Raw genomic sequence first — 21315 nt, 5'->3', positions numbered from 1 at the left:
CTCCTAAGAGGGTCGGCCTTTCCGGGCCTCTCCTTGGAGTTTTTGGATAGGACCCGTGGTTGGTTCGACTATGTCAGGCGGCCAGCGCACGCGGCCGCCGCCGCAGCTTTTGGAGTGCATACAATGTCGCAGAGGACCTACAGCGCGAAGGCAGGGGACATCAAGCGCGATTGGCATGTGATCGATGTCTCGGACAAGGTGCTGGGCCGTGCCGCCAGCCAGATCGCCACCCTCCTGAAGGGTAAGCACAAGGCGACCTACACCCCGTCCATCGACACCGGGGATCACGTCATCGTCATCAACGCCGAGAAGGTGAAGGTGACGGGGACCAAGGAGCAGGCGAAGCTCTACTACCGCCACCCGCGGGCGGGCTTCCCGGGCGCTCTGAAGATCACCAATCTCCAGAAGCTGCGTCAGCGGCACCCCGAGGACATCATCATCAACGCCGTGCGCCGCATGCTCCCGCGCAACGCGCTGGGCCGGCAGATGATGACCAAGCTCAAGGTCTACGCAGGTGACACTCATCCGCACGCCGCGCAGAAGCCTGTCGCGCGCGAGGTCGAGGCGTAACCTTCTCCCCCACCTTTTGAATTACGAGAGCAGAACCCCATGCCTATCAACCCTGAGAATGGTTTCTACGCCACCGGCCGCCGCAAGGAGGCCACCGCCCGCGTGTGGCTGAAGGCCGGCAGCGGCGTCGTGACGATCAACGGCCGCGAGATCAACAACTACTTCGGTCGCGAGACCTCCAAGATGGTGCTGTTCCAGCCCCTGGAGATGCTCGAGCAGAAGGACAAGATCGACCTGACCGTCAACGTGAAGGGCGGCGGTCTGTCGGGCCAGGCGGGCGCCATCCGCCACGGCATCGCCCGCGCGCTGTGCGCCTTCAACCCGGAGTTCCGTCCGGTGCTCAAGAAGGCCGGCTTCCTCACCCGCGATGCTCGCGCGGTCGAGCGCAAGAAGTACGGCCAGCCGGGCGCGCGTCGTCGCTTCCAGTTCTCCAAGCGCTAGCCTGCCTGCTCCTCTCGGAGCGACCCACGGCGGGGGTTCCCAATCGGGAGCCTCCGCCGTTGTGTTTTTGGCCAGGGGGACCTCTTCGCCCTTCCCCAGATGCGGTGTTAGGATCTGCGCCGACCATGGAACTCAACGAGATTCTTCAGATCGCGCTTCGAGGCGGCGCCTCGGACATCCATCTCAAGGCCGGCCTCCCGCCAATGTTCCGCGTGGATGGCTCGCTCGTGCCCCTCAAGGACGGCAAGCGTCTGCCGCCCGAGGAAGTGGCCCGCATGGCCTTCGGGATCATGAACGAGTTCCAGAAGGAGAAGTTCAAGGCGAGCAACGAAGTGGACCTTGCCTACGGAGTTCCGGGCCTGGGCCGCTTCCGCGTGAACATCTTCCAGCAGCGCGGCACCATCGGCTCGGTGCTCCGCGTCATTCCCTTCAAGGTGATGACGATCAAGGACCTGCTGCTGCCCCAGATCCTCGAGAAGATCTGCGGTGAGGAGCGCGGGCTGGTGCTGGTGACGGGGACGACGGGCTCGGGCAAGTCGACGACGCTGGCGGCGATGATCGACCACATCAACGCCAACGAGACCAACCACATCATGACGGTGGAGGACCCGATCGAGTTCCTCATCCGCGACAAGCGCTCGATCATCAACCAGCGCGAAGTGGGCGTGGACACGATGTCGTTCTCGCAGGCCCTCAAGAGCGCGCTGCGGCAGGACCCGGACGTCATCCTCGTGGGCGAAATGCGCGACTACGAGACGATCGAGACGGCGCTCCACGCGGCGGAGACGGGCCACCTGGTGATGTCGACGCTGCACACGCTGGACGCGACGGAGACGATCAACCGCATCGTGTCGGCGTTCCCTCCGCACCAGCAGAAGCAGGTGCGCTTGCAGCTGGCCTCGGTGCTCAAGGCGGTGGTGAGCCAGCGCCTCATTCCTCGCGCGGACGGCAAGGGCCGCGTGGCGGCGGTGGAAATCCTCCGCGTCACCGCGCGCGTGCGCGAGATGATCGAGGACAAGGACCGCACCAAGGAGATCCACGACGCGATCGCCCAGGGCTTCGACTCGTACGGAATGCAGACCTTCGACCAGTCGCTGATGGGGCTGGTGCGCAACGGGCTGGTTTCCTACGAGGAGGCGCACCGCCAGGCGACGAACCCCGACGACTTCGCGCTGCGCTTCTCGGGCATCAGCGGCACGGCGGACTCGAAGTGGGACAACTTCGACGGCAAGGCGGGCGAGGCCAAGCCCGTGCCGGGCACGCAGGCGTTCGCGCAGAAGGGCGCGCCGGGTGGAGCCCCGCCGCCGCAGGCCGGGGCGCGTCCGGGAGCGGCGACACCTCCGCCTCCGCCGGGTTCCCGTCCTCCTCCGCCTCCGCAGCAGGCCGCGGGACGTCCTCCCGCTGGTGGCGCGGCGCGTCCTCCTCCTCCTCCTGCGGCAGCCACGGGCGGTGGGGACGACGACTTCAGCATCGAGCGCTTCTAACGAAGGCGCGAAGGGCAGGCCCTCTCTCTTGCTGGGAGAGGGCCGCTTGTTTCTCTATCCCACCGCAGTGCCCGCTCAGGCGTCCTCGTCGCCGAGCTGGGCGCGCAGGCGGGACAGGCGCAGGGGCCCGATGAGGCCCTCCCGGGAGAGCGCCTGCAGCAGCTCCACGATGGCGCGCAGCCGTGCCTCCTGGGTCTCCTCCGGCTGGTCCGACACCTCCGCCTCCAGCAGGGTCTCCATGTGCTCGGGCGTAATCGGCGCGGGCCCCTCGGACCAGGCCACATCGAAGAGGGCCTTGGCCATGCGCGAGCGCTCGGTGCGCTCTGTCTCGGAGGTTCCCTGCTGGGCGAACTTCATGAGCAGGGCGTCCACGCTCTCGCGGGTGAGGGCGGCCAGCGCGGGCACCTCTCCGAGCGCCTCCTCCACATAGTCGGCGTCGAAGTCGTCCACCTCGTCCTCGTAGCCGAAGGCCTCCTCCAGGAGCATGGAGGCGATGAACGACTCGGTCTCCTCCGCGCTGGCGCCCTCGGAGGTGAGCGCCTCCTGGGCCTTGGCGGTGGCGGCGGCGAGGCGGGGCTCCTGGGCGATGGAGCGCGCGGCGGCGTGCGCGGCCAGCAGCACGAGCGAGGCCTGGATGTCCGAGGAGAGCTTCCGTCCCGAGACGCCGAGCAGCTCGGCGCGCTGCTGGGGGTGCCCGGCGGCGGTGGCCGCGAAGAGCTGCTCCTCGGGGCTGAGGGGCTCGCCGGCCTTCTCCTTGCGGAGCGTCTCCCGGGCGGCTTCGGGGTCGAGGTAGCGGGCGATGAGTGGGTGCATGCCGCGCCTGTTACCACATGCTAGAGGACAAGCGATGACGACGGAGGCGGAGGGACCGGAGGCCGTGAAGCAGGCGACGGACATGTGCCTGCGGCTGTTGGCCATGCGCGCCCGGAGTCGGCACGAGCTGACGCTCGCCCTGAAGCGCAAGGGCTTCTCCGCCGAGGTGCAGGCGCAGGTGCTGGAGAAGCTCCAGGGCTACGGCTACATCGACGACGCGAGCTTCGCGCGGGACCGAGCGGCCTCGTTGCTGCGCCGGGGGAGGCTCGGCCCGGAAGGAGTGCTCCAGAAGCTGGAGGCCCACGGCCTGAAAGGCGAGGAGGCCCGCGCGGCGCTCGCGACGGCCAGCGGCGCGGTGGCGTTCGAGCCGCTGGAGGCCGCGCGCAAGGTGCTCGAGCAGCGTCGGCTCTGGGGGCGCGAGCTGGCTCCCAAGGAGCGCGCGAGGGCTGGACGGCTCCTCCACAGCCGGGGCTTCTCCGAGGACGTCATCCATCGGCTGCTGGGCGAACCATCGCTGGACCCCTCGGAGCGGGACGATTAGCTTGCGCCCCGTGACCATGCGTCTTGCCGTCCTGTGCCTGTCCGTCTTCGTGTGTTTGACCACGGGTTGTGCCTCCCTCTCCGAGGGGAAGGCAGGCGAGCCCGACTACGCCGCCCAGGCCGATGCGAACCTCCGGCTGGGGGATGAGGCCCTGGATGACAAGGATTACTTCCGGGCCGAGCAGTACTTCGAGCACGTGAAGACGAAGTACCCGTACCTGGAGGCCTCCAAGGAGGCGGAGCTGCGGCTGGGGGACGTGGACTTCGCGCAGGACCGCTTCCCCGAGGCACGCGAGAAGTACCTCTCCTTCGTGAAGCTGCACCCCACGCACCCCAAGGTGGACTACGCCGCCTACCGGGCCGCGCTCACCCACGTGCAGGAGATGCCCTCGGACTTCATCCTGCTGCCGCCCTCGGAGGAGAAGGACCAGACGGAGGTGCAGTCGGCGCTCCGGGCGATGAATGACTTCCTGCGCCAGTACCCCAAGTCGGAGTACGCGGACGAGGCGAAGACGCAGGCGGACGACGCGAAGCGGCGCCTGGCGGAGCACGAACTGTACGTGGCGGCCTTCTACAAGAAGCGCGAGCGCTGGCCGGCGGTGGCCCAGCGCCTCGAGGGCATGCTGACGCGCTACCCGGGCACGAAGTACGAGGAGCAGGCGCTCTTCGATTTGTATGACACCTACCTGAAGCTCAAGCAGCCCGAGCGCGCCCAGGAGACGCTGCGCAAGGTCATCCAGCGGCTGCCGAACACGCCCGCCGCGGAGCGGGCCCAGCGCATGCTCGGCTCGTGAGGACCACGGAGGACTGGAGCCGGCTGGGCGGCGTGCTCATCGCCGCGCTCGCGGTCGCCACGGCGTTGGCGGTGCTGGGCCCCCGTTTGCTCGGGAGGGCCGCCGGGCCCGAGGTGGAGATCATCTCCGCCCTCAAGGCCACGGAGCGCGAGGGGCTCTCACTCTCTCTCCCAGGAATCCCCACACCGCTCACGGCCCGGGAGCACCGATTCGCCCGCATCACCGTTCGGGTAGAGCCCGGAGGCGAGCGCGCCGAGGCGCTGGCCACCCTGGACTTCACCGGCACCCTGGGCGCCATCGAGGTCAGCTCGTTGGGGGTGGAGCGGGTGCCCTTCGTCCTCAAGGACGGGGACTGGGTGCCCGAGGGGTTGGAGGCGCCCCGGCTGGCGGCGGCGGTGCTGGCGCTGGAGCGACGGCGGCGGGCGCTGGAGGCGGGAGACCGGGAGGCCCTGGCACTCCTGGCGGCTCCGGCCCGGGAGGACGGAGGGGGGGCGGTGGAGGTGGGAGGCCCGGAATTGGAGCAACTGCTGGCGCTGAAGGAGCGGCGCTACGGGGTGAGTGGGTGGCGCCTGAGGCTGGAGCGGGACGAGGCGGTGGTCACCGAACTCTGGCGTCTGGAGGGGACCTTGCCATCCCGACCGGTGGATCAACGTGGCGAGCGGCGGCTGATCCTCATACGAAGTGGTGAGGAATTCTTGTTTTCTCCCGCGCTCATGTAGGCTACCGATCCGGTGGCCGGGAGTGCCGGGCCTGGCAAGGTTGGGACATGGACGAGCCGCTCAAGCAACTGCTGACCCTCGGGCGGGGGTACTTCGACAAGAAGCAGTACGCGCAGGCCGAGCAGCACCTGTCGCAGTTCGTCGAGCAGAACCAGTCGTTCGCCGACGTCTACAACATGCTCGGCATCATCTACCATGATCAGGGCCAGTTCGCCCGGGCCCAGCGGTCCTTCGAGTCCGCGCTACAGATCAACCCCGCGTATACGGAGGCGGCGCTGAACCTGGCCGTCATCTACAACGACATGGGGAAGTACGCCGAGGCGAAGGAGGTCTACCAGGCCGCCCTCGCCCGGCAGAAGAACACCCCGGGGGACATGGACCCCTACGTCAAGGGGAAGATCGCCAACATGTACGCCGACATCGGCGACGTGTTCGCCTCCAATGGCGCCTGGGGGCAGGCCATCGAGGAGTACCAGCGGGCGCTGGTGTTGTGTCCACAGTTCGTGGACATCCGCATCAAGCTGGGCGATGCCTTGCGGGACGCGGGACGGCATGACGAGGCGCTCAAGCAGTTCGAGCAGGCCATTGAGCAGAACCCTGCGTTCATGCCGGGTCGCGTGCATTATGGAATCGCGCTTTACTCGGCGGGGCAGCGCGTGGAGGCGGTGAAGGTGTGGGAGGACGTGCTGGTGCGCAGCCCTGGCAACAAGAGCGCACAGATGTACCTGAATCTGGTGAAGGAACCGGCGGGGAAGGCTGAACAGGCGGGCTGATTTCCATGGACACCCTCTTCATCGAGGTCTCGGTACCGTGAGCACTCCGAGTGGGACGGCGAAGGCCTTCGCCCTCAAGTTCATCTCCGGCAAGTATCAGGGGGGCGAGTTCCCCCTGAAGTCGGACAAGCAGATCGTCATTGGCCGCTCGAGCGAGCTGGACATGGTGCTCGTGGAGGACATGGTCTCGCGCAAGCACGCGAAGATCCTCGTCAGCCAGGGCTCCATCACCATCGAGGATCTCGGGTCGACCAACGGCACCTTCGTCAATGGCGAGAAGGTGAAGCAGGCGCGGCTGAAGGAGGGTGACCGCATCCTCATCGGCACTTCGATCCTCAAGCTCATCCACCAGGGCGCCGACTCGGCCAACGTGGACGAGAGCATGGCGAAGCAGAAGCTGGAGGAGGCGGCCGCGGCTCAGGCGGCGCGCTCCACCAAGACTTCGTCCATGACGGGGAAGATCGAGGAGATTCCGCTGCCTGACTTGCTGCAGCTGTTCCACACGTCGAAGAAGAACGGCGTGCTGGTCATCAGCAGCTCCCAGGAGGGGAAGATCTACCTGCGCCAGGGCCGCGTGTACTACGCGGTCATCGACGAGAACCACAACCTGGGGCCGCAGAAGAGCTTCAACCGCATCATCACCTGGGAAGTGGGCGACTTCGAGCTGCGCCCGGCCGACAACCAGGAGTTCATGGTGGAGCTGGACTCGTCCACCGAGGCGCTGCTGATGGACGCGCTTCGGCAGCTGGACGAGTTCAAGCGCATCCAGCCGAACCTGCCGGACCTGGCCCAGCCGATGCGGCTGGCGCAGCCGATGACGGCGCCGCTCAAGGAGCTGACGCCGGAGCTGCTCGACATCCTGCAACTCATCCACAACTACGGCTCGCTCCAGGGCGTGCTGGACCACTCGGACCAGGACGACGTTCTGACGGCCGAGGCGGTCATGCAGCTCGTCAAGCGCGAGTACATCCAGGCGGGATAGACCATGGCCGACACCCTGCAGCCCAAGCCCAAGCGGTTGACGGAGCTCAGTCACTGTGCGGGCTGAGCGGCTAAAATCCGGCCCGCCGATCTGGCGCAGGTCCTGCGCCGCTTGAAGACCGCGAAGGCACCTCAGGCGTTGGTGGGTTTCTCCACCAACGACGACGCGGCCGTGTATCGCCTCACGCCCGGGCTGGCGGTGGTGGAGACGGTCGACTTCTTCCCGCCGGTGGTGGACGACCCGTTCCAGTTCGGCGCCATCGCCGCGGCCAACGCGCTGTCGGACATCTACGCGATGGGAGCGCGGCCGCTGTTCGCGCTCAACCTGGTGGGCTTCCCCAAGGAACTGCCGCTGAAGATGCTCTCGAAGATCCTCGCCGGCGGGCAGTCCAAGGCGGACGAGGCGGGCATCCCCATTCTGGGCGGCCACAGCGTGCAGGACCCCGAGCCGAAGTACGGCATGGCCGTCACCGGCGTGGTTCACCCCAAGAAGGTGCTCACCAACTCGGGCGCGAAGCCGGGTGATGTGCTGCTGCTCACCAAGCCGCTGGGTTCGGGCATCGCCACCACGGCCATCAAACGGGGCGTGGCCTCCAAGGCGCTGATGAAGCGCGTGGTGGGGGTGATGTCCGCGCTCAACCGCGCCGCGGGAGAGACGTTCGCCTCGGGGAAGTTCAAGGTGAACGCGCTCACGGACGTGACGGGCTTCGGCTTGCTGGGGCACCTGCTGGAGATGATGAAGGGCTCCAAGACCCGGGGCGTGCTGTCGCTGGAGCGCATCCCCATCATCCAGGAAGTGCCGGCGCTGGCCTCGCAGGGCGTGGTGCCCGGGGGGACCAAGGCCAACCTCGCCCACGTCCACAAGCACGTACGGTTCCCCGAGGGACTTCCCGAGGAGATTCAGTGGGTGCTCGCGGACGCGCAGACCAACGGAGGGCTCCTGGCCTCCGTGCCCGCGCGCGACATCCGCAAGGCCCTCCTCGCCCTGGAGAAGGCAGGGGTGGATGTCGCCCTCATCGGCGAGGTGCAGCGAGGCCGTCCCGGAATCGACGTGGTGGGTTGAGGTAGGAGTCCGGGGATTCACCCCTGGGCCCGGCCTCCGATAGCATCGGGGGCGGCATGACGCTTCGCACCCTCGTCCCTCTCGTGCTGCTGCTCCTGGCTCCGTCCGCTCGCGCCGCTGAGCGCGGCCTGCGCATCGTCATCGATCCTGGACACGGTGGCTCCCAGGAGGGAGCCAAGGGACCCGGGACGCTGCAGGAGAAGGAAGTCGTGCTGCAGATCGCCAAGCGGCTGCGCACGAAGCTGGAGAAGGAGGTGGGGGCGCAGGTGTTCCTCACCCGCGAGAAGGACGGCACGCTGCCCCTGCCCACGCGCGTGGAGTTCGCCAACCGCAAGCGGCCGGACCTGTTCCTCTCCATCCACGCCAACTCCATGCCCACGCGGAAGCTGCGAGAGCGCATCGAGGGCATCGAGACGTACTTCCTGTCCGCGTCCGCCTCGGGTGAGGCCGCGCGCGCCGTGGCGGCCCGCGAGAACGCGGAGGCGCCCCAGGCCCAGGCCGTCCAGGACGACTCCACGCTGAACCTCATCCTCAACGACCTGGTGCGCATGGAGGCCCACGAGGGCTCCTCGCGCCTGGCCTATGCCATCCACCAGCAGCTCATTCCGGCCACGGGAGCCTCGGACCGGGGCGTCCACCAGGCGCCCTTCTTCGTCCTGGTGGGCGTGGGCGCTCCGGCCGTCCTCATCGAGGTGGGTTATATCTCCCACCCGACAGAGGGCACTCGGTTGGGCAACGGCGAGTACCAGGAGAAGCTCGCCACCGCCATCACCGAGGGGGTGAAGGGCTTCCTGGGGGAGCAGCGCAAGCGCGACTCGGCCCCCGCCGTGGCGGCGCCTGAACAGGCCGAGGAGGCCCCCGCGGTAGCAGCCCCCGCTTCTCCTTGAACGGGGCCCGGGCGCCTCTGCTAGACAGCGGCTCTCTCTAGCCCGAGGAGCTCCCGTGCGGTCCTTCCAACGTGGTGTGCTGGATCTTCGTCCCGTCACCCTCACCCCGGGAGTCTCCCGTCATGCCGAGGGCTCCGCGCAGGTGGAGTTCGGCCACACGCGCGTGCTCGTCACCTGCTCGGTGGAGGAGCGGGTACCGCCGCACCTGATGGGCAAGGGCACCGGCTGGGTGACGGCCGAGTACGGGATGCTGCCGCGCTCCACGCACACCCGCTCGCCGCGCGAGGCGGCCAAGGGCAAGCAGAGCGGCCGGACCATGGAGATCCAGCGCCTCATTGGCCGCTCCATGCGCGCGGCGGTGGACCTGGCGGCGATGGGGCCGCGCACCTTCACGCTCGACTGCGACGTCATCCAGGCGGACGGAGGCACGCGCACCGCCTCCATCACCGGGGCCTACGTGGCGCTGGTGCTGGCGATGCGCAACCTGAACAGCCGGGGCGTCATGTCGAAGATGCCGAAGCTCACCCCGCTGGCCGCGGTCTCCGTGGGAGTGGTGGGCGGTGAGGTGCGGGTGGACCTCGATTACGAGGAGGACTCGAGCGCCGACGTGGACCTGAACCTGGTAGCCACCGGGGATGGGCGCATCGTCGAGGTGCAGGGCACGGCCGAGCACAAGCTCTTCGACCGCAAGATGCTGGACTCGATGCTCGACGGGGGCCTGGCGGCCATCCAGAAGCTCACCGAGGCCCAGGCGAAGGTGCTGGGATGACGCCTCGCCTCCTCTTCGCCACCACCAACGCGGGCAAGCTGAAGGAGCTTCGCCAACTGGTGGGCGACGCGGTGGAGGTGGTGTCCCTCAAGGACCTGCCCCCCGTGCCCGAGCCGGTGGAGGACGGGGAGACCTTCGAGGCCAACGCGGAGAAGAAGGCCCGCGCCTATGCCCAGGCCACCGGACTGCCCGCCCTGGCGGACGACTCGGGGCTGTGCGTGGACGCACTGGGGGGACGGCCCGGGGTTCACTCGGCGCGCTACGCGGAAGGCGACGACCGCGCGCGCTACGAGAAGCTGCTCGGGGAGCTCTCGGGGCTGCCGGAGGAGCGGCGCACGGCCTCGTTTCGGTGCGCCCTGTGCCTGGCCCTTCCGAATGGGGGCGTCCGCATCGAGGTGGGGCGGTGCGAGGGGCGTATCCTCACCGGCCCCCGGGGGGCGCATGGCTTCGGCTACGACCCGGTCTTCTTCATTCCGGCCTTGGGCAAGACGATGGCGGAGCTCACCTCGGAGGAGAAATCAGGGATTTCCCACCGGGGGGAGGCCTTCCGGAAGATGCGGGCCGCGCTGTTGAGCCTCCAGGCAGGTGGATGACACCGTCAGCCAAGTTCACCTTGCGCGTCCGTCCGCGATGTCACAAGAATGTCCGTCTCATCGGGGCGTAGCGCAGCCTGGTAGCGCACCTGCCTTGGGCGCAGGGGGTCGGAGGTTCGAATCCTCTCGCCCCGACTGAGTAGCACCGGACATACAGGCTCCAGTAGCTCAGCTGGATAGAGCACCGGCCTTCTAAGCCGGGGGTCGCAGGTTCGAGCCCTGCCTGGGGCGCAGCTGTCCGGCTTAGGATCATTTGGGCCTTGAATGGCTCCGGCTTCCACGATAGGGAAGCCGCCGTTTTTCGCAGCACCGTGCAGTAACGGCGGCCATAGCTCAACTGGTTAGAGCGCTGGACTGTGACTCCAGAGGTTACCGGTTCGATCCCGGTTGGCCGCCCTCCTTTAGCTCCCGTAAGCGCCTATAGCTCAACTGGATAGAGCATCGGCCTTCGAAGCCGAGGGTTGGGGGTTCAAGTCCCTCTGGGCGCAAAAAAACGCCGTGCCAGGGCTTCCCCGGCACGGCGTTCGTGTTTCCAGGCCCTTACGCCTCGACGGACGCTTCCTTCTTCGGCGCCGTGGGGACACGGCAGCGCAGCTCCGTCTCCGCCTCCAGCGCCGCCAGGTTCTCGCGCATCGCCTTGGCCCACTTCGCCTTGGGCTGCTCCATCAGCTTCTCCTGGGCCAGCTCGATGGTCTCGCTCAGCTCCTCATCGCTGAGCTCCGAGGCCGTCTTGCCCTTGTTGGGGCCGAAGGCCACCACCGTGGACGCGCTGCGCGGACGCGCCGCCGGCTCGGCGGGGGCGGCCGGCTCCTCCCGGGGCGTGGGCGCCGGGGCCGCCGGCTGCACGTCCATGGTGAGCTGGCCGTTGCCGTTGGCCGCCTTCTCCTCCTTCGCCACGGTGGGCAGGGGAGGGAAGGACGCCTTCACCGGCCCCACCCGGGCGCCGAGCACCTCGTACGTGCCGCTGCCCGTGGAGGGAGCAGGCTCCTCCGCCACCGACGAAGGCTCGTACTCCTCGGCGGGCATCTCCTCGCGGACGTACAGGCCGCCGAAGGCCTCCGGGTACGCCTTGCGCAATGCCGCCACGCGGGCGCACTTCTCGATCATCGTCGTGGGAATCTTGGCCCACAGCGGCGTCTGCTGGACGTACCCCGAGAAGTCCAGCCACACCACCACCGGCAGCTTGCCCTCGCGCACCACCCGCGCCCAGGCGCCTACCAGCGCGCCCTTGCGCTTGGCCGGGTTGAAGCGATGCACCACCTCGCCCTTGCCCTGGTCCACGATGATCTCGTCCTCGGCATACACCGCGCTCGCCTGGATGCCCTTGAAGTCCGGGAAGCGCTCGGCACGCGCCAGCATCCCCGCCTCCGAGGGCTGGAACTCGTAGCGCGTCGTCCAGTTGGGCCGCTCCCGGCTGCCGGTGTTCTGCCTCCGGCCCACGCAGAAGGCCTCCTTCAGCAGCGGATCCAGCCCCGAGCGCTTGCACTGCTCGATGAAGAGGGCGAACTCGTCCTCTCCAATGCCCTTGGGGCAGATGGTCCGCTTGATGAGGTCCACGCGCTCCCGGCTCCACGCCGACTGAGCCGCCGTGTCCTTGTTGTGTCCGTCCGTCACGTTGCTTCTCCTGAGCTACACACTGCGTAAAGGCGAACGACCACCGTCCGCCGACACCTGGCGTGCTGCGGTACGACCACGCTGTGAGTGCTTCCCTCCACCGCCCGGGAAAAAGAGCCCGGGAACGATCAGAGGCCGCAGCGTGGTTCAACACAGGATGTGATCCGGGCCTTCTCCCCAGCAGGGACGGATCCAGGCCCGATCGGACAGCGGGCGGCCGGCCTCGTCTCAGCGGAATAGGGCTGGGGGATAAAAAACGTTTTGACAGCGCGGGCCGGCTTCTGTAGACACCGCCGCCACTCGACGTCGGGCCCGTCAGGCCGCATCGAGCGCCAGGTCGGGAGCGTAGCTCAATTGGCAGAGCAATGGACTCTTAATCCATAGGTTGTGGGTTCGATTCCCTCCGCTCTCAAGTCGTAAAGTCGGGGCTCCTTCAGAAATGAAGGGGCCCCGACGTCTTTTCGGGGAACCGCACGCGGGTCCTCCAGTCCGGGGCTGAACACCCGGATCGTTTCGGAGTAGAAGGACGCGCAGCGACGCTGGGCGGGTGGCGAAACTGGTAGACGCGCCAGACTTAGGATCTGGTACCGCAAGGTGTGAGGGTTCGAGTCCCTCCTCGCCCATTTCGCGTTGACCCCATCGTGCGTATCCCCTAAAGGCGCACCCCCACTCACTCTTTTTCCGGCGCTGGCGCGGGACTGCCCCGCCCGGCGAGCGAGGCGTTCATGAAGGTCCAGGTCGAGGAGCTGTCTCCGGTCGAGAAGAAGCTCTCCATCGAGGTCGACAGCACGCGCGTGGCCGACGAGCTGACGCGCGCCTACGCGGCGGTGGGCCGGCAGGTGAAGCTGCCCGGCTTCCGCCAGGGCAAGGTGCCCCGGCGCATCCTCGAGCAGCGCTTCCGCGAGCAGGTGGAAGACGACGTCATCCAGCGCGTGGTGCAGACTGCCTACATGGAGGCCATCCGCGAGCACAACGTGGAGGCCGTCAGCCAGCCCCAGGTCACCAACTCCGGCCTCAAGGCGGGCGCTCCCTTCAGCTTCGAGGCGCGGGTGGAAGTGAAGCCCAAGCTGGAGCCCAAGGACTACAAGGAGCTGGCGCTCAAGAAGAACGAGACGGCCGTCGATGACGCTCAGGTCACCGAGCAGCTCGAGAAGATGCGCCAGAACCAGAGCCGCATGGAGCCCGTGGCGGACCGGGACGTGGCGCGCGCCGGCGACTTCGCCAGCGTGGACTACGAGGCCAACGTGGACGGCAAGCCCTTCCCCGGCAGCAAGGCCGAGGACGTGGTGGTGGAGATTGCCCCCGGTGAGCTGGTGGACTCCAACATCGCCGCCCTCGAGGGCGTGAAGGTCGGCGACAGCAAGGAGATCGACTACGTCTTCCCGGCCGACTACCGGGTCGAAGAGGTGAAGGGCAAGACGGCGCGCTTCAAGCTGAACCTCAAGGGCATCAAGACCAAGGTGGTGCCGGAGCTCAATGACGACTTCGCCAAGGAGATTGGCGCGGCGAGCCTCGAGGAGCTGCGCACCAAGGTGAAGGAGGACCTGGAGCGCTCCAAGAAGAACCAGGCCGTGGTCGAGGAGCGCGACGCCCTCATCAAGGGCCTCGTCGAGCGCAACCCCTTCGAGGTCCCCCGGGCGATGGTGGAGCGCGCCATCGACTCCATGCTCGAGGGCGCGATGCGGCAGATGGCCCGCTCGGGCCTGGACGTGCGCAACCTCGGCCTGGACTTCATGCGCCTGCGCGAGGAGATGCGCGAGCGCGCCGTCCAGGAGGTGAAGGGCACGCTGCTCTTCGAGGCCATCGCCCAGAAGGAGGGCATCCAGGCGGGCGAGGAGGACATCGAGAAGAAGATCGAAGAACTGGCGAACGAGGCCGGGCAGCCAGTAGCCAACGTTCGGAAGTACTTCCAGCGCCCCGATGATCGCCTGGGGTTGTCCCTCCGACTGAGGGAAGAAAAGACGATTGAATTCCTGAAGGCTCAGGCGAAGTATTCCTAGGCCCTTCTGACGCGATTTTCCGAGGACGACATGCCCTTCATGCCCATTCCCTACGTCATCGAGCAGACCCACCGGGGTGAGCGCTCGTACGACATCTACAGCAGGCTCCTGAAGGACCGCATCGTCATGCTCGGCACGGAGATCGACGATGACGTGTCCAACGCCATCGTCGCCCAGCTCCTCTTCCTGGAGTCCGAGGACCCGGACAAGGACATCAACCTCTACATCAACTCGCCCGGTGGCTCGGTCACCGCGGGTTTGGCCATCTACGACACGATGCAGTACGTGAAGTGCCCGGTTTCCACCATCTGCGTGGGCCAGGCGGCCTCCATGGGCGCGGTGCTCCTGCTGGCCGGGGCGAAGGGCAAGCGCTACGCCCTGCCGAGCGCTCGCATCATGATTCACCAGCCGCTGGGCGGCGCGCGTGGCCAGGCCACCGACATCGAGATCCAGGCGAAGGAAATCCTGCGCATGCGGGCCAAGCTGAACGATCTCATCGTCAAGCACACCGGCCAGCCGCTCGAGCGAGTCGAAAAGGACACCGACCGCGACTACTTCATGGGCGCCACCGAGGCGAAGGCGTACGGAATCCTGGACGAGATCCAGAACCCCCGGAAGCCGACGGCGGTGGGTAAGGACGAGAAGAAGTAGGCGCGTGCGCGCCCCGTAGTGAGGCAGACGGCCGGAGCCGTGGGAATGATTCCCCGCGCCTCCGGCCTTGTGCTTCCTGCGGTGGAGAATTTCTGCTGTTAACTACCCCGCAGGTGAATGGACGTTCCGGATCGGGGCTGACTAGATTGGGACGGGCGCGGGTTTTCCGGGCGGTTTCTTTCCGAGGAGCGCAGCGAGGGCATCATGGCGGGCAAGAACGTGGAGAAGCGAGACAACCAGACCCTCTGCTGCTCCTTCTGCGGCAAGTCGCAGAAGGAGGTGAAGAAGCTCATCGCGGGACCGACGGTCTACATCTGCGACGAGTGCATCGGGCTGTGCAACGACATCATCGCGGAGGAGATCGACCGCGAGGAGACCAAGGACACCAAGCTGCGGATTCCTCGGCCCAATGAGATCAAGGCCATCCTCGACGAGTACGTCGTGGGCCAGGATCGGGCCAAGAAGGTGCTCTCGGTGGCGGTGCACAACCACTACAAGCGCATCGAGTCCAAGGTGCAGATGGACGATGTGGAGCTGCAGAAGAGCAACATCCTTCTGCTGGGCCCCACCGGTAGCGGCAAGACGCTGCTGGCGCAGACGTTGGCGCGCATCCTCAACGTCCCGTTCACCATCGCCGACGCCACGTGCCTGACCGAGGCCGGCTACGTGGGCGAGGACGTGGAGAACATCATCGTCAACCTGCTCCAGGCCGCCGACCATGACATCGAGCGGGCCCAGCGCGGCATCGTCTACATCGACGAGATCGACAAGATCGCCCGCAAGTCGGAGAACCCCTCCATCACCCGCGACGTGTCGGGCGAGGGCGTGCAGCAGGCGCTGCTGAAGATCATCGAGGGCACCATCGCCAACGTGCCTCCGAAGGGTGGCCGCAAGCACCCGCAGCAGGAGTTCCTGCAGGTCGACACCACCAACATCCTCTTCATCTGCGGCGGCGCCTTCGGCGGGCTGGATCAGATCATCGAGCGGCGCCTGGGCGGGCGCAGCCTGGGCTTCGGCGCCGACATCCAGTCGAAGAAGCAGCGCAACCTCACCGAGCTGCTCAAGCACGTGGAGCCCGAGGACATCCTCAAGTTCGGCATGATTCCGGAGTTCATCGGCCGTCTGCCGATCATCACCGCGCTGGAGGAACTGGACGAGCCCGCGCTGGTGAACATCCTCAGCCAGCCGAAGAACGCGCTCACCAAGCAGTATCGCAAGCTCTTCGAGCTGGACGGCGTGACGTTGAAGTTCACCGACGGGGCGCTCAAGGCGATTGCCTCCGAGGCCATCCGCCGCAAGGCGGGTGCTCGCGGCCTGCGCTCCATCCTGGAAGGCGCCATGCTCGAGGTGATGTACGAGCTGCCCTCGCGCAAGACGGCCCGCGAGGTGCTCATCTCCGAGGAGGTCATCCTCAAGAAGAGCGAGCCGGTGGTGCTCTACGCTCACGACAAGGAGTCGGAGCCCAAGAAGGAGTCCGCCTAGCGGACCGGCCTTCCCTCCGGGCAGGCCACGCATGACGGGGCGCGTCAGGACCGCGAGAGCGGCTCCGGCGCGCCTCGCGCGCTTCTACCGTCTCCCGCTGGGAGCGGGGCGGGGGAGGGTGTATGCCTCCTGTGCCACCGAGCGAGGGGTGGGGCACGGTGGCCCGCCCGCACTTTTTGTGGGACGGGCGTGGCCCTTCCTGTATCTGGAATCGTCGATGAAGAGACTCCTGCTCTCCGCGATGCTGATGCTCTCCGCCTGCACTGGCCCGAAGGAGGCCACGCGTGAAGAGCTCCCTTCCGCGGCATCTCCCACGTCGCCTCCCAGGGCGGCTTCGTCTGTACAAGAAGGAGCACAGCGCATGGCGTATCCGGCGACGCGCTCGGAGCCCATCGTGGACACCCTGCACGGTGTCGCGGTGGCCGATCCGTACCGCTGGCTCGAGGATGAGAAGGCCCCGGAGGTGCAGGCGTGGATGAAGGCCCAGGATGCCTTCACGCGCGACTGGCTTGCGAAGGCTCCCGGCCGAGACACGCTCGCCAGGCGCTTCCGCGAGCTGTTCTACGTGGACTCCATCTCCGCGCCGGTGCGCTACGGCAACCGCTTCTTCTACGCCCGCACGCACAAGGACAAGGAGAAGGCCATCGTCTACTGGCGCGAGGGTGAACACGGCGCCGAGAAGGTGCTGCTCGACCCGAACACCTGGAGCAAGGACGGCACGGTGTCGCTCGGCGTCTGGGTGCCCTCCTGGGATGGCCGCAAGGTGGCCTTCGCCCAGAGGCCCAACGCGGCGGACGAGGCCGTGCTGCACGTTCTGGACGTGGACACCGGCACCTGGTCCCAGGTGGACGTCATCGAAGGTGGCAAGTACGCCACCCCCAAGTGGACGCCCGACAACAAGGCCTTCTATTACGAGTGGCTGCCGGTGGACCCCTCCATCCCCGTGGACCAGCGGCCGGGCTACACCGAGGTGCGCTTCCACACGCTGGGCACCGACCCGAAGAAGGACACGGTGGTCCACCCGCGCCTGGGAGACCCCACCACCTTCCTCTTCTCGGACCTCAGCCGGGACGGGAAGTACCTCTTCGCCTACGTGGTGCGCGGCTGGAGTGAGAACGACGTCTACTGGAAGCGGGTGGGGGAGAAGGACTTCCGCCTGCTCGCCAAGGGCGATGGCGCCAAGTACCAAGTGGTCGCCTGGAAGGATCAGTTCTACGTCCTCACCGATGAGGGCGCGCCCCGTCAGCGCATCTTCCGCCTCTCGCCCTCCAAGCCCGAGCGCGCGGCCTGGAAGGAGATCGTCCCCGAGGACCCCGTGGCGGCGCTGGAGAACATGACCCTCGTCGGTGGCCACCTGTCGCTGGAGTACATGCGCGACGCGGCCAGCGAGCTGCGCGTGGCCACTCTGGAGGGCAAGACGGTGCGCACCGTGCAACTGCCCGGCGTGGGCGCCGCCAGCAACCTCGTGGGCCAGGAGGACCAGGACGAGGCCTTCTTCCTCTTCAGCTCCTTCACCACCCCCCGGCAGGTCTACAAGACGTCCGTCTCCGGCGGGAAGTCCGAGCTGTGGGCGAAGGTGGAGCTGCCCGCGGACACCGAGCGCTACACGGTGAGCCAGGTCTTCTACCCGTCCAAGGACGGCACGAAGGTGCCCCTGTTCCTGGTACACCTCAAGGGGCTCAAGCGGGACGGGGAGCGGCCCACGCTGCTGTACGGCTACGGCGGCTTCAACGTGAGCATGCAGCCGGCGTTCCGCGCCAGCATTCTGCCCTGGCTGGACGCCGGCGGCATCTACGCGGTGGCCAACCTGCGCGGCGGCGGCGAGTACGGCAAGGCGTGGCACGAGGCCGGGCGCCTCCACCGCAAGCAGAACGTCTTCGACGACTTCCACGCCGCGGCCGAGTACCTAGTGCGCGAGAAGTACACCCAGGCGAGCAGGCTGGCCATCCACGGCGGCAGCAACGGGGGCCTGCTGGTGGGCGCGGCGATGACGCAGCGGCCGGAGCTCTACGGCGCCGTGGTGTGCTCGGTGCCCCTGCTGGACATGGTGCGCTACCACCAGTTCGGCAGCGGGCGGACGTGGATCCTCGAGTACGGCACCGCCGACAAGCCCGAGGACTTCCGCTTCCTGCACGCCTACTCGCCCTACCACGCGGTCAAGGCCGGGGTGCGCTACCCTCCCATGTTGATGATGTCCGCGGACCACGATGACCGGGTGGACCCCCTGCACGCGCGCAAGTTCGTGGCGGCGGTGCAGAACGCGCAGGGCCCCTCGGGGCAGGCGCTGCTGCGCATCGAGGCCAACGCGGGCCATACCGGCGCCGACCAGGTGGCCAAGGCCATCGAGTCCAGCGCGGACATGTTCGCTTTTCTCTTCCAGACGTTCGGAATGACGGGACCCGCCGGTGGAGCGACGGCGGAAGCCCGCTGAAGGAGCAGGCGGACACCCGGCGAAGAACGGGTGTTCCCTTGATGGCAGGTCGAGGGTCCCCACTTTTACTCCGGGGAACGGCGGCTGAAATGGCCGTGTTATAGAACGGTATTTCACCTCGCATGCCTGCCTGGCATGCATGCGAGTAACTTCCTAGGGGCTTGCGACCTCGGTCGGCAAGCAGGCAGGTGGCGAGCAAATGTTCTTCGGACGTGACGACAAGAAGGATGAGAAGAAGCGCGGCTTGACGGTCCCGCTCCTGCCCCTTCGGGACATCATCGTGTTCCCGCACATGGTGGTGCCGCTGTTCGTCGGCCGGGAGAAGTCCATCGCGGCCCTCAAGGATGCGATGGCCCATAAGGGCCCCGACGACAAGGCAGTGATTCTCCTGGCCGCGCAGAAGAAGGCCAAGACGAACGACCCGAGCCCGGACGACATCTTCCACTTCGGCACCATCGGCCATGTCATCCAGCTGCTGCCGCTGCCGGATGGCACCGTGAAGGTGCTGGTGGAGGGCGTGCGCCGCGCCAAGGTGAAGAAGTTCCAGCCCAACGACGCCTTCTTCATGGTCGAGGTGGAGGAAGTCGAGGAGCAGAGCGAGAAGACCGTCGAGCTGGAGGCGCTGGTTCGCAGCGTCCACTCCGTGTTCGAGGCCTTCGTCAAGCTCAACAAGCGGATTCCACCCGAGATGCTCATGCAGGTGGCGAGCATCGATGACCCGGCGCGGCTCGCGGACACCATCGTCGCCCACCTGTCGCTGAAGCTGAACGACAAGCAGGCGCTGCTCGAGACGGAGAGCCCGGCCAAGCGGCTGGAGAAGCTCTACGAGCTGATGCAGGGCGAGATCGAGATCCTCCAGGTGGAGAAGAAGATCCGCACCCGCGTCAAGAAGCAGATGGAGAAGACCCAGAAGGAGTACTACCTGAATGAGCAGATGCAGGCCATTCAGAAGGAGCTGGGTGAGCGGGACGAGTTCAAGAACGAGATCCAGGAGATCGAGGAGAAGCTCAAGAACAAGCGGATGAGCAAGGAGGCCACGCTCAAGGTCAAGAAGGAGCTGAAGAAGCTCCGGATGATGAGCCCGATGAGCGCCGAGGCCACCGTCGTTCGCAACTACATCGACTGGATCATCACGCTGCCCTGGTACGAGGAGACCCAGGATCGCCTGGACGTCACCGAGGCCGAGCGGGTGCTCAACGAGGACCACTACGGGCTCAAGAAGCCCAAGGAGCGCATCCTCGAGTACCTGGCCGTGCAGCAGCTGGTGAAGAAGCTCAAGGGCCCCGTGCTGTGCTTCGTGGGGCCTCCGGGCGTCGGCAAGACGTCGCTGGCGCGCTCGATTGCCCGGGCCACCGGTCGCAAGTTCGTGCGCCTGTCCCTGGGCGGCGTGCGTGACGAGGCCGAGATCCGCGGCCACCGGCGCACGTACATCGGCGCGATGCCGGGCAAGCTCATCCAGAGCCTCAAGAAGGCGGGCAGCAACAACCCCGTCTTCCTGCTGGACGAGATCGACAAGATGTCCACCGACTTCCGAGGCGACCCGAGCGCGGCGCTGCTGGAGGTGCTGGACCCCGAGCAGAACCACAACTTCAATGACCACTACCTGGACCTCGACTACGACCTGTCCAAGGTGATGTTCATCTGCACCGCGAACACGATGCACAACATCCCCGGTCCGCTGCAGGACCGCATGGAGGTCATCCGCATCGCCGGCTACACCGAGCCGGAGAAGCTGAGCATCGCGCGGCGCTACCTCATCCCGAAGGAGCAGGAGGCCAACGGGCTCACCGAGGTGAAGGTGGACTTCACCAACGACGCGCTGCGGACCATCATCCACCGCTACACGCGTGAGTCCGGCGTGCGCTCGCTGGAGCGTGAGATCGGCGGCGTGTTCCGGAAGATCGCCCGCGACATCCTCAAGAACGGCAAGCGCGACATCGCGGTGGACCGCAAGCAGGCCATGAAGTTCCTGGGCACGCCGCGCTTCCGCTACGGCGTGGCCGAGCGCGAGGACCAGGTGGGCATCGTCACCGGTCTGGCCTGGACGGAGATGGGCGGTGAGATCCTCACCACCGAGGCCACGGTCATGCCGGGCAAGGGCAAGCTCATCATCACCGGCAAGCTGGGCGAGGTGATGCAGGAGTCGGCTCAGGCCGCCATGTCCTACGTGCGCTCGCGCGCCGAGAAGTTCGGCATCGACCGCAAGGTGTTCGAGAACTACGACATCCACGTCCACCTGCCCGAGGGCGCCATCCCGAAGGACGGTCCGTCCGCCGGTGTCACCATCTGCACCGCGCTCGTCTCCGCGCTCACCAAGGTCCCGGTGCGCAAGGACGTGGCGATGACGGGTGAGATCACCCTGCGCGGCCGGGTGCTGCCCATCGGCGGTCTGAAGGAGAAGACGCTGGCCGCGCACCGCGCCGGCATCAAGACCGTCCTCATCCCGAAGGCGAACAAGAAGGACCTGAAGGACATCCCGAAGAAGATCCGCTCGCAGCTGCGCATCATCCCCGTGGAGTTCGTGGACGATGTGCTGCGCGTGGCGCTGATGCTGGAGAAGCCGGAGGAGTTCGGCCGCGGCAAGCCCGTGGGCGATGGCCTGAAGTCGCCCACCACGGGCCCGGACGTCCAGCCGGCTCCCGCCGGGGCTCCCGCCTAGCGGAAGGCGCCTTCTCGCAGGATTTCGACCCCGCTCTCTCCCTTGGAGAGG

19 protein-coding genes and 6 tRNA genes are annotated in these 21315 nt (G+C 67.0%); 23 read left to right on the top strand and 2 right to left on the bottom strand.

Annotated features, from left to right (window positions below; genetic code table 11):
• Window positions 1–123: 123 nt before the first annotated feature.
• From rplM to SYV04_RS20875, 3 genes are all read left to right on the top strand, one after another.
• Window positions 124–570, top strand: a complete 447-nt coding sequence (gene rplM, locus SYV04_RS20885) for a 50S ribosomal protein L13 (RefSeq protein ID WP_321547614.1) — start codon at window positions 124–126, stop codon at window positions 568–570.
• A 39-nt stretch (window positions 571–609) separates the two neighbouring features.
• Window positions 610–1011 (top strand): 30S ribosomal protein S9, encoded by a 402-nt coding sequence (gene rpsI / locus SYV04_RS20880; RefSeq protein ID WP_321547613.1) that lies wholly within the window; start codon window positions 610–612, stop codon window positions 1009–1011.
• Window positions 1012–1136: 125 nt separating this feature from the next.
• A complete protein-coding gene (locus SYV04_RS20875; protein ID WP_321547612.1) occupies window positions 1137–2495 on the top strand; it encodes a type IV pilus twitching motility protein PilT in 1359 nt (452 codons plus the stop codon).
• 75 nt (window positions 2496–2570) lie between these two features.
• On the opposite strand, the gene SYV04_RS20870 is transcribed toward SYV04_RS20875, so the two are convergent.
• Complete coding sequence (locus SYV04_RS20870) at window positions 2571–3308, bottom strand: hypothetical protein (protein WP_321547611.1); 738 nt, start codon at window positions 3306–3308, stop codon at window positions 2571–2573.
• Between the two features lie 34 nt (window positions 3309–3342).
• Here SYV04_RS20870 and SYV04_RS20865 point away from each other — a divergent pair, with 34 nt between their 5' ends.
• The 13 genes from SYV04_RS20865 to SYV04_RS20805 all read left to right on the top strand — a co-directional run bounded on the left by SYV04_RS20865 (window position 3343) and on the right by SYV04_RS20805 (window position 10915).
• Window positions 3343–3849 carry a regulatory protein RecX gene (locus SYV04_RS20865; RefSeq protein WP_321547610.1) on the top strand — a complete coding sequence of 169 codons (507 nt, stop codon included), beginning with the start codon at window positions 3343–3345 and terminating at the stop codon, window positions 3847–3849.
• 16 nt (window positions 3850–3865) lie between these two features.
• Window positions 3866–4642: an outer membrane protein assembly factor BamD gene (locus SYV04_RS20860; RefSeq protein ID WP_321547609.1), complete on the top strand. Its 777-nt coding sequence runs from the start codon at window positions 3866–3868 to the stop codon at window positions 4640–4642.
• Complete coding sequence (locus SYV04_RS20855) at window positions 4639–5361, top strand: hypothetical protein (RefSeq protein ID WP_321547608.1); 723 nt, start codon at window positions 4639–4641, stop codon at window positions 5359–5361. The genes SYV04_RS20860 and SYV04_RS20855 overlap by 4 nt, the downstream gene beginning before the upstream one ends.
• A 47-nt stretch (window positions 5362–5408) precedes the next feature.
• On the top strand, window positions 5409–6134 hold the full coding sequence (locus SYV04_RS20850) for a tetratricopeptide repeat protein (RefSeq protein ID WP_321547607.1): 726 nt from the start codon (window positions 5409–5411) through the stop codon (window positions 6132–6134).
• A 37-nt stretch (window positions 6135–6171) separates the two neighbouring features.
• A complete protein-coding gene (locus SYV04_RS20845) occupies window positions 6172–7116 on the top strand; it encodes an FHA domain-containing protein (RefSeq protein WP_321547606.1) in 945 nt (314 codons plus the stop codon).
• Between the two features lie 3 nt (window positions 7117–7119).
• Window positions 7120–8178: a selenide, water dikinase SelD gene (gene selD / locus SYV04_RS20840; RefSeq protein ID WP_321547605.1), complete on the top strand. Its 1059-nt coding sequence runs from the start codon at window positions 7120–7122 to the stop codon at window positions 8176–8178.
• Between the two features lie 56 nt (window positions 8179–8234).
• The gene (locus SYV04_RS20835) at window positions 8235–9065 is read left to right on the top strand and encodes an N-acetylmuramoyl-L-alanine amidase family protein (RefSeq protein ID WP_321547604.1); all 831 of its coding nucleotides are present in this window, start codon (window positions 8235–8237) and stop codon (window positions 9063–9065) included.
• A 55-nt stretch (window positions 9066–9120) separates the two neighbouring features.
• Window positions 9121–9834, top strand: coding sequence for a ribonuclease PH (rph, locus tag SYV04_RS20830; protein ID WP_321547603.1), 714 nt, complete (start codon window positions 9121–9123; stop codon window positions 9832–9834).
• A complete protein-coding gene (locus tag SYV04_RS20825; protein ID WP_321547602.1) occupies window positions 9831–10427 on the top strand; it encodes an XTP/dITP diphosphatase in 597 nt (198 codons plus the stop codon). Before rph ends, SYV04_RS20825 begins: the two co-directional genes overlap by 4 nt.
• Window positions 10428–10488: 61 nt before the next feature.
• A tRNA-Pro gene (locus SYV04_RS20820) sits at window positions 10489–10562 on the top strand.
• 22 nt (window positions 10563–10584) lie between these two features.
• Window positions 10585–10658 (top strand) — tRNA-Arg (locus tag SYV04_RS20815).
• Between the two features lie 91 nt (window positions 10659–10749).
• Window positions 10750–10823: transfer RNA gene (locus SYV04_RS20810), tRNA-His, on the top strand.
• Window positions 10824–10841: 18 nt separating this feature from the next.
• A tRNA-Arg gene (locus SYV04_RS20805) sits at window positions 10842–10915 on the top strand.
• A gap of 52 nt (window positions 10916–10967) precedes the next feature.
• Here the strand turns inward: SYV04_RS20805 and bet are convergent.
• Window positions 10968–12041 (bottom strand): phage recombination protein Bet, encoded by a 1074-nt coding sequence (gene bet / locus SYV04_RS20800; RefSeq protein WP_321547601.1) that lies wholly within the window; start codon window positions 12039–12041, stop codon window positions 10968–10970.
• A 339-nt stretch (window positions 12042–12380) separates the two neighbouring features.
• On the opposite strand from bet, the gene SYV04_RS20795 reads away from it, so the two are divergent.
• The 7 genes from SYV04_RS20795 to lon all read left to right on the top strand — a co-directional run bounded on the left by SYV04_RS20795 (window position 12381) and on the right by lon (window position 21264).
• Window positions 12381–12453: transfer RNA gene (locus SYV04_RS20795), tRNA-Lys, on the top strand.
• Window positions 12454–12582: 129 nt separating this feature from the next.
• Window positions 12583–12664: transfer RNA gene (locus tag SYV04_RS20790), tRNA-Leu, on the top strand.
• Between the two features lie 102 nt (window positions 12665–12766).
• Window positions 12767–14041 (top strand): trigger factor, encoded by a 1275-nt coding sequence (gene tig, locus SYV04_RS20785; protein WP_321547600.1) that lies wholly within the window; start codon window positions 12767–12769, stop codon window positions 14039–14041.
• Between the two features lie 30 nt (window positions 14042–14071).
• Window positions 14072–14692 (top strand): ATP-dependent Clp endopeptidase proteolytic subunit ClpP, encoded by a 621-nt coding sequence (gene clpP / locus SYV04_RS20780; RefSeq protein WP_321547599.1) that lies wholly within the window; start codon window positions 14072–14074, stop codon window positions 14690–14692.
• A gap of 204 nt (window positions 14693–14896) precedes the next feature.
• Window positions 14897–16174: an ATP-dependent Clp protease ATP-binding subunit ClpX gene (clpX, locus tag SYV04_RS20775; RefSeq protein WP_321547598.1), complete on the top strand. Its 1278-nt coding sequence runs from the start codon at window positions 14897–14899 to the stop codon at window positions 16172–16174.
• A 361-nt stretch (window positions 16175–16535) separates the two neighbouring features.
• Entirely contained in the window at window positions 16536–18605 is a 2070-nt protein-coding gene (locus SYV04_RS20770; RefSeq protein WP_321547597.1) for a prolyl oligopeptidase family serine peptidase, read from the top strand.
• Between the two features lie 199 nt (window positions 18606–18804).
• Window positions 18805–21264 (top strand): endopeptidase La, encoded by a 2460-nt coding sequence (gene lon, locus SYV04_RS20765; RefSeq protein WP_321547596.1) that lies wholly within the window; start codon window positions 18805–18807, stop codon window positions 21262–21264.
• Window positions 21265–21315: the final 51 nt, after the last annotated feature.

This window comes from Hyalangium ruber (genome assembly GCF_034259325.1).
In the GTDB taxonomy this organism is placed as follows: Bacteria; Myxococcota; Myxococcia; order Myxococcales; family Myxococcaceae; genus Hyalangium_A; species Hyalangium_A rubrum.
Note: the sequence above shows the minus strand (reverse complement) of the source record. Positions and strands in the feature narration are given on the sequence as shown.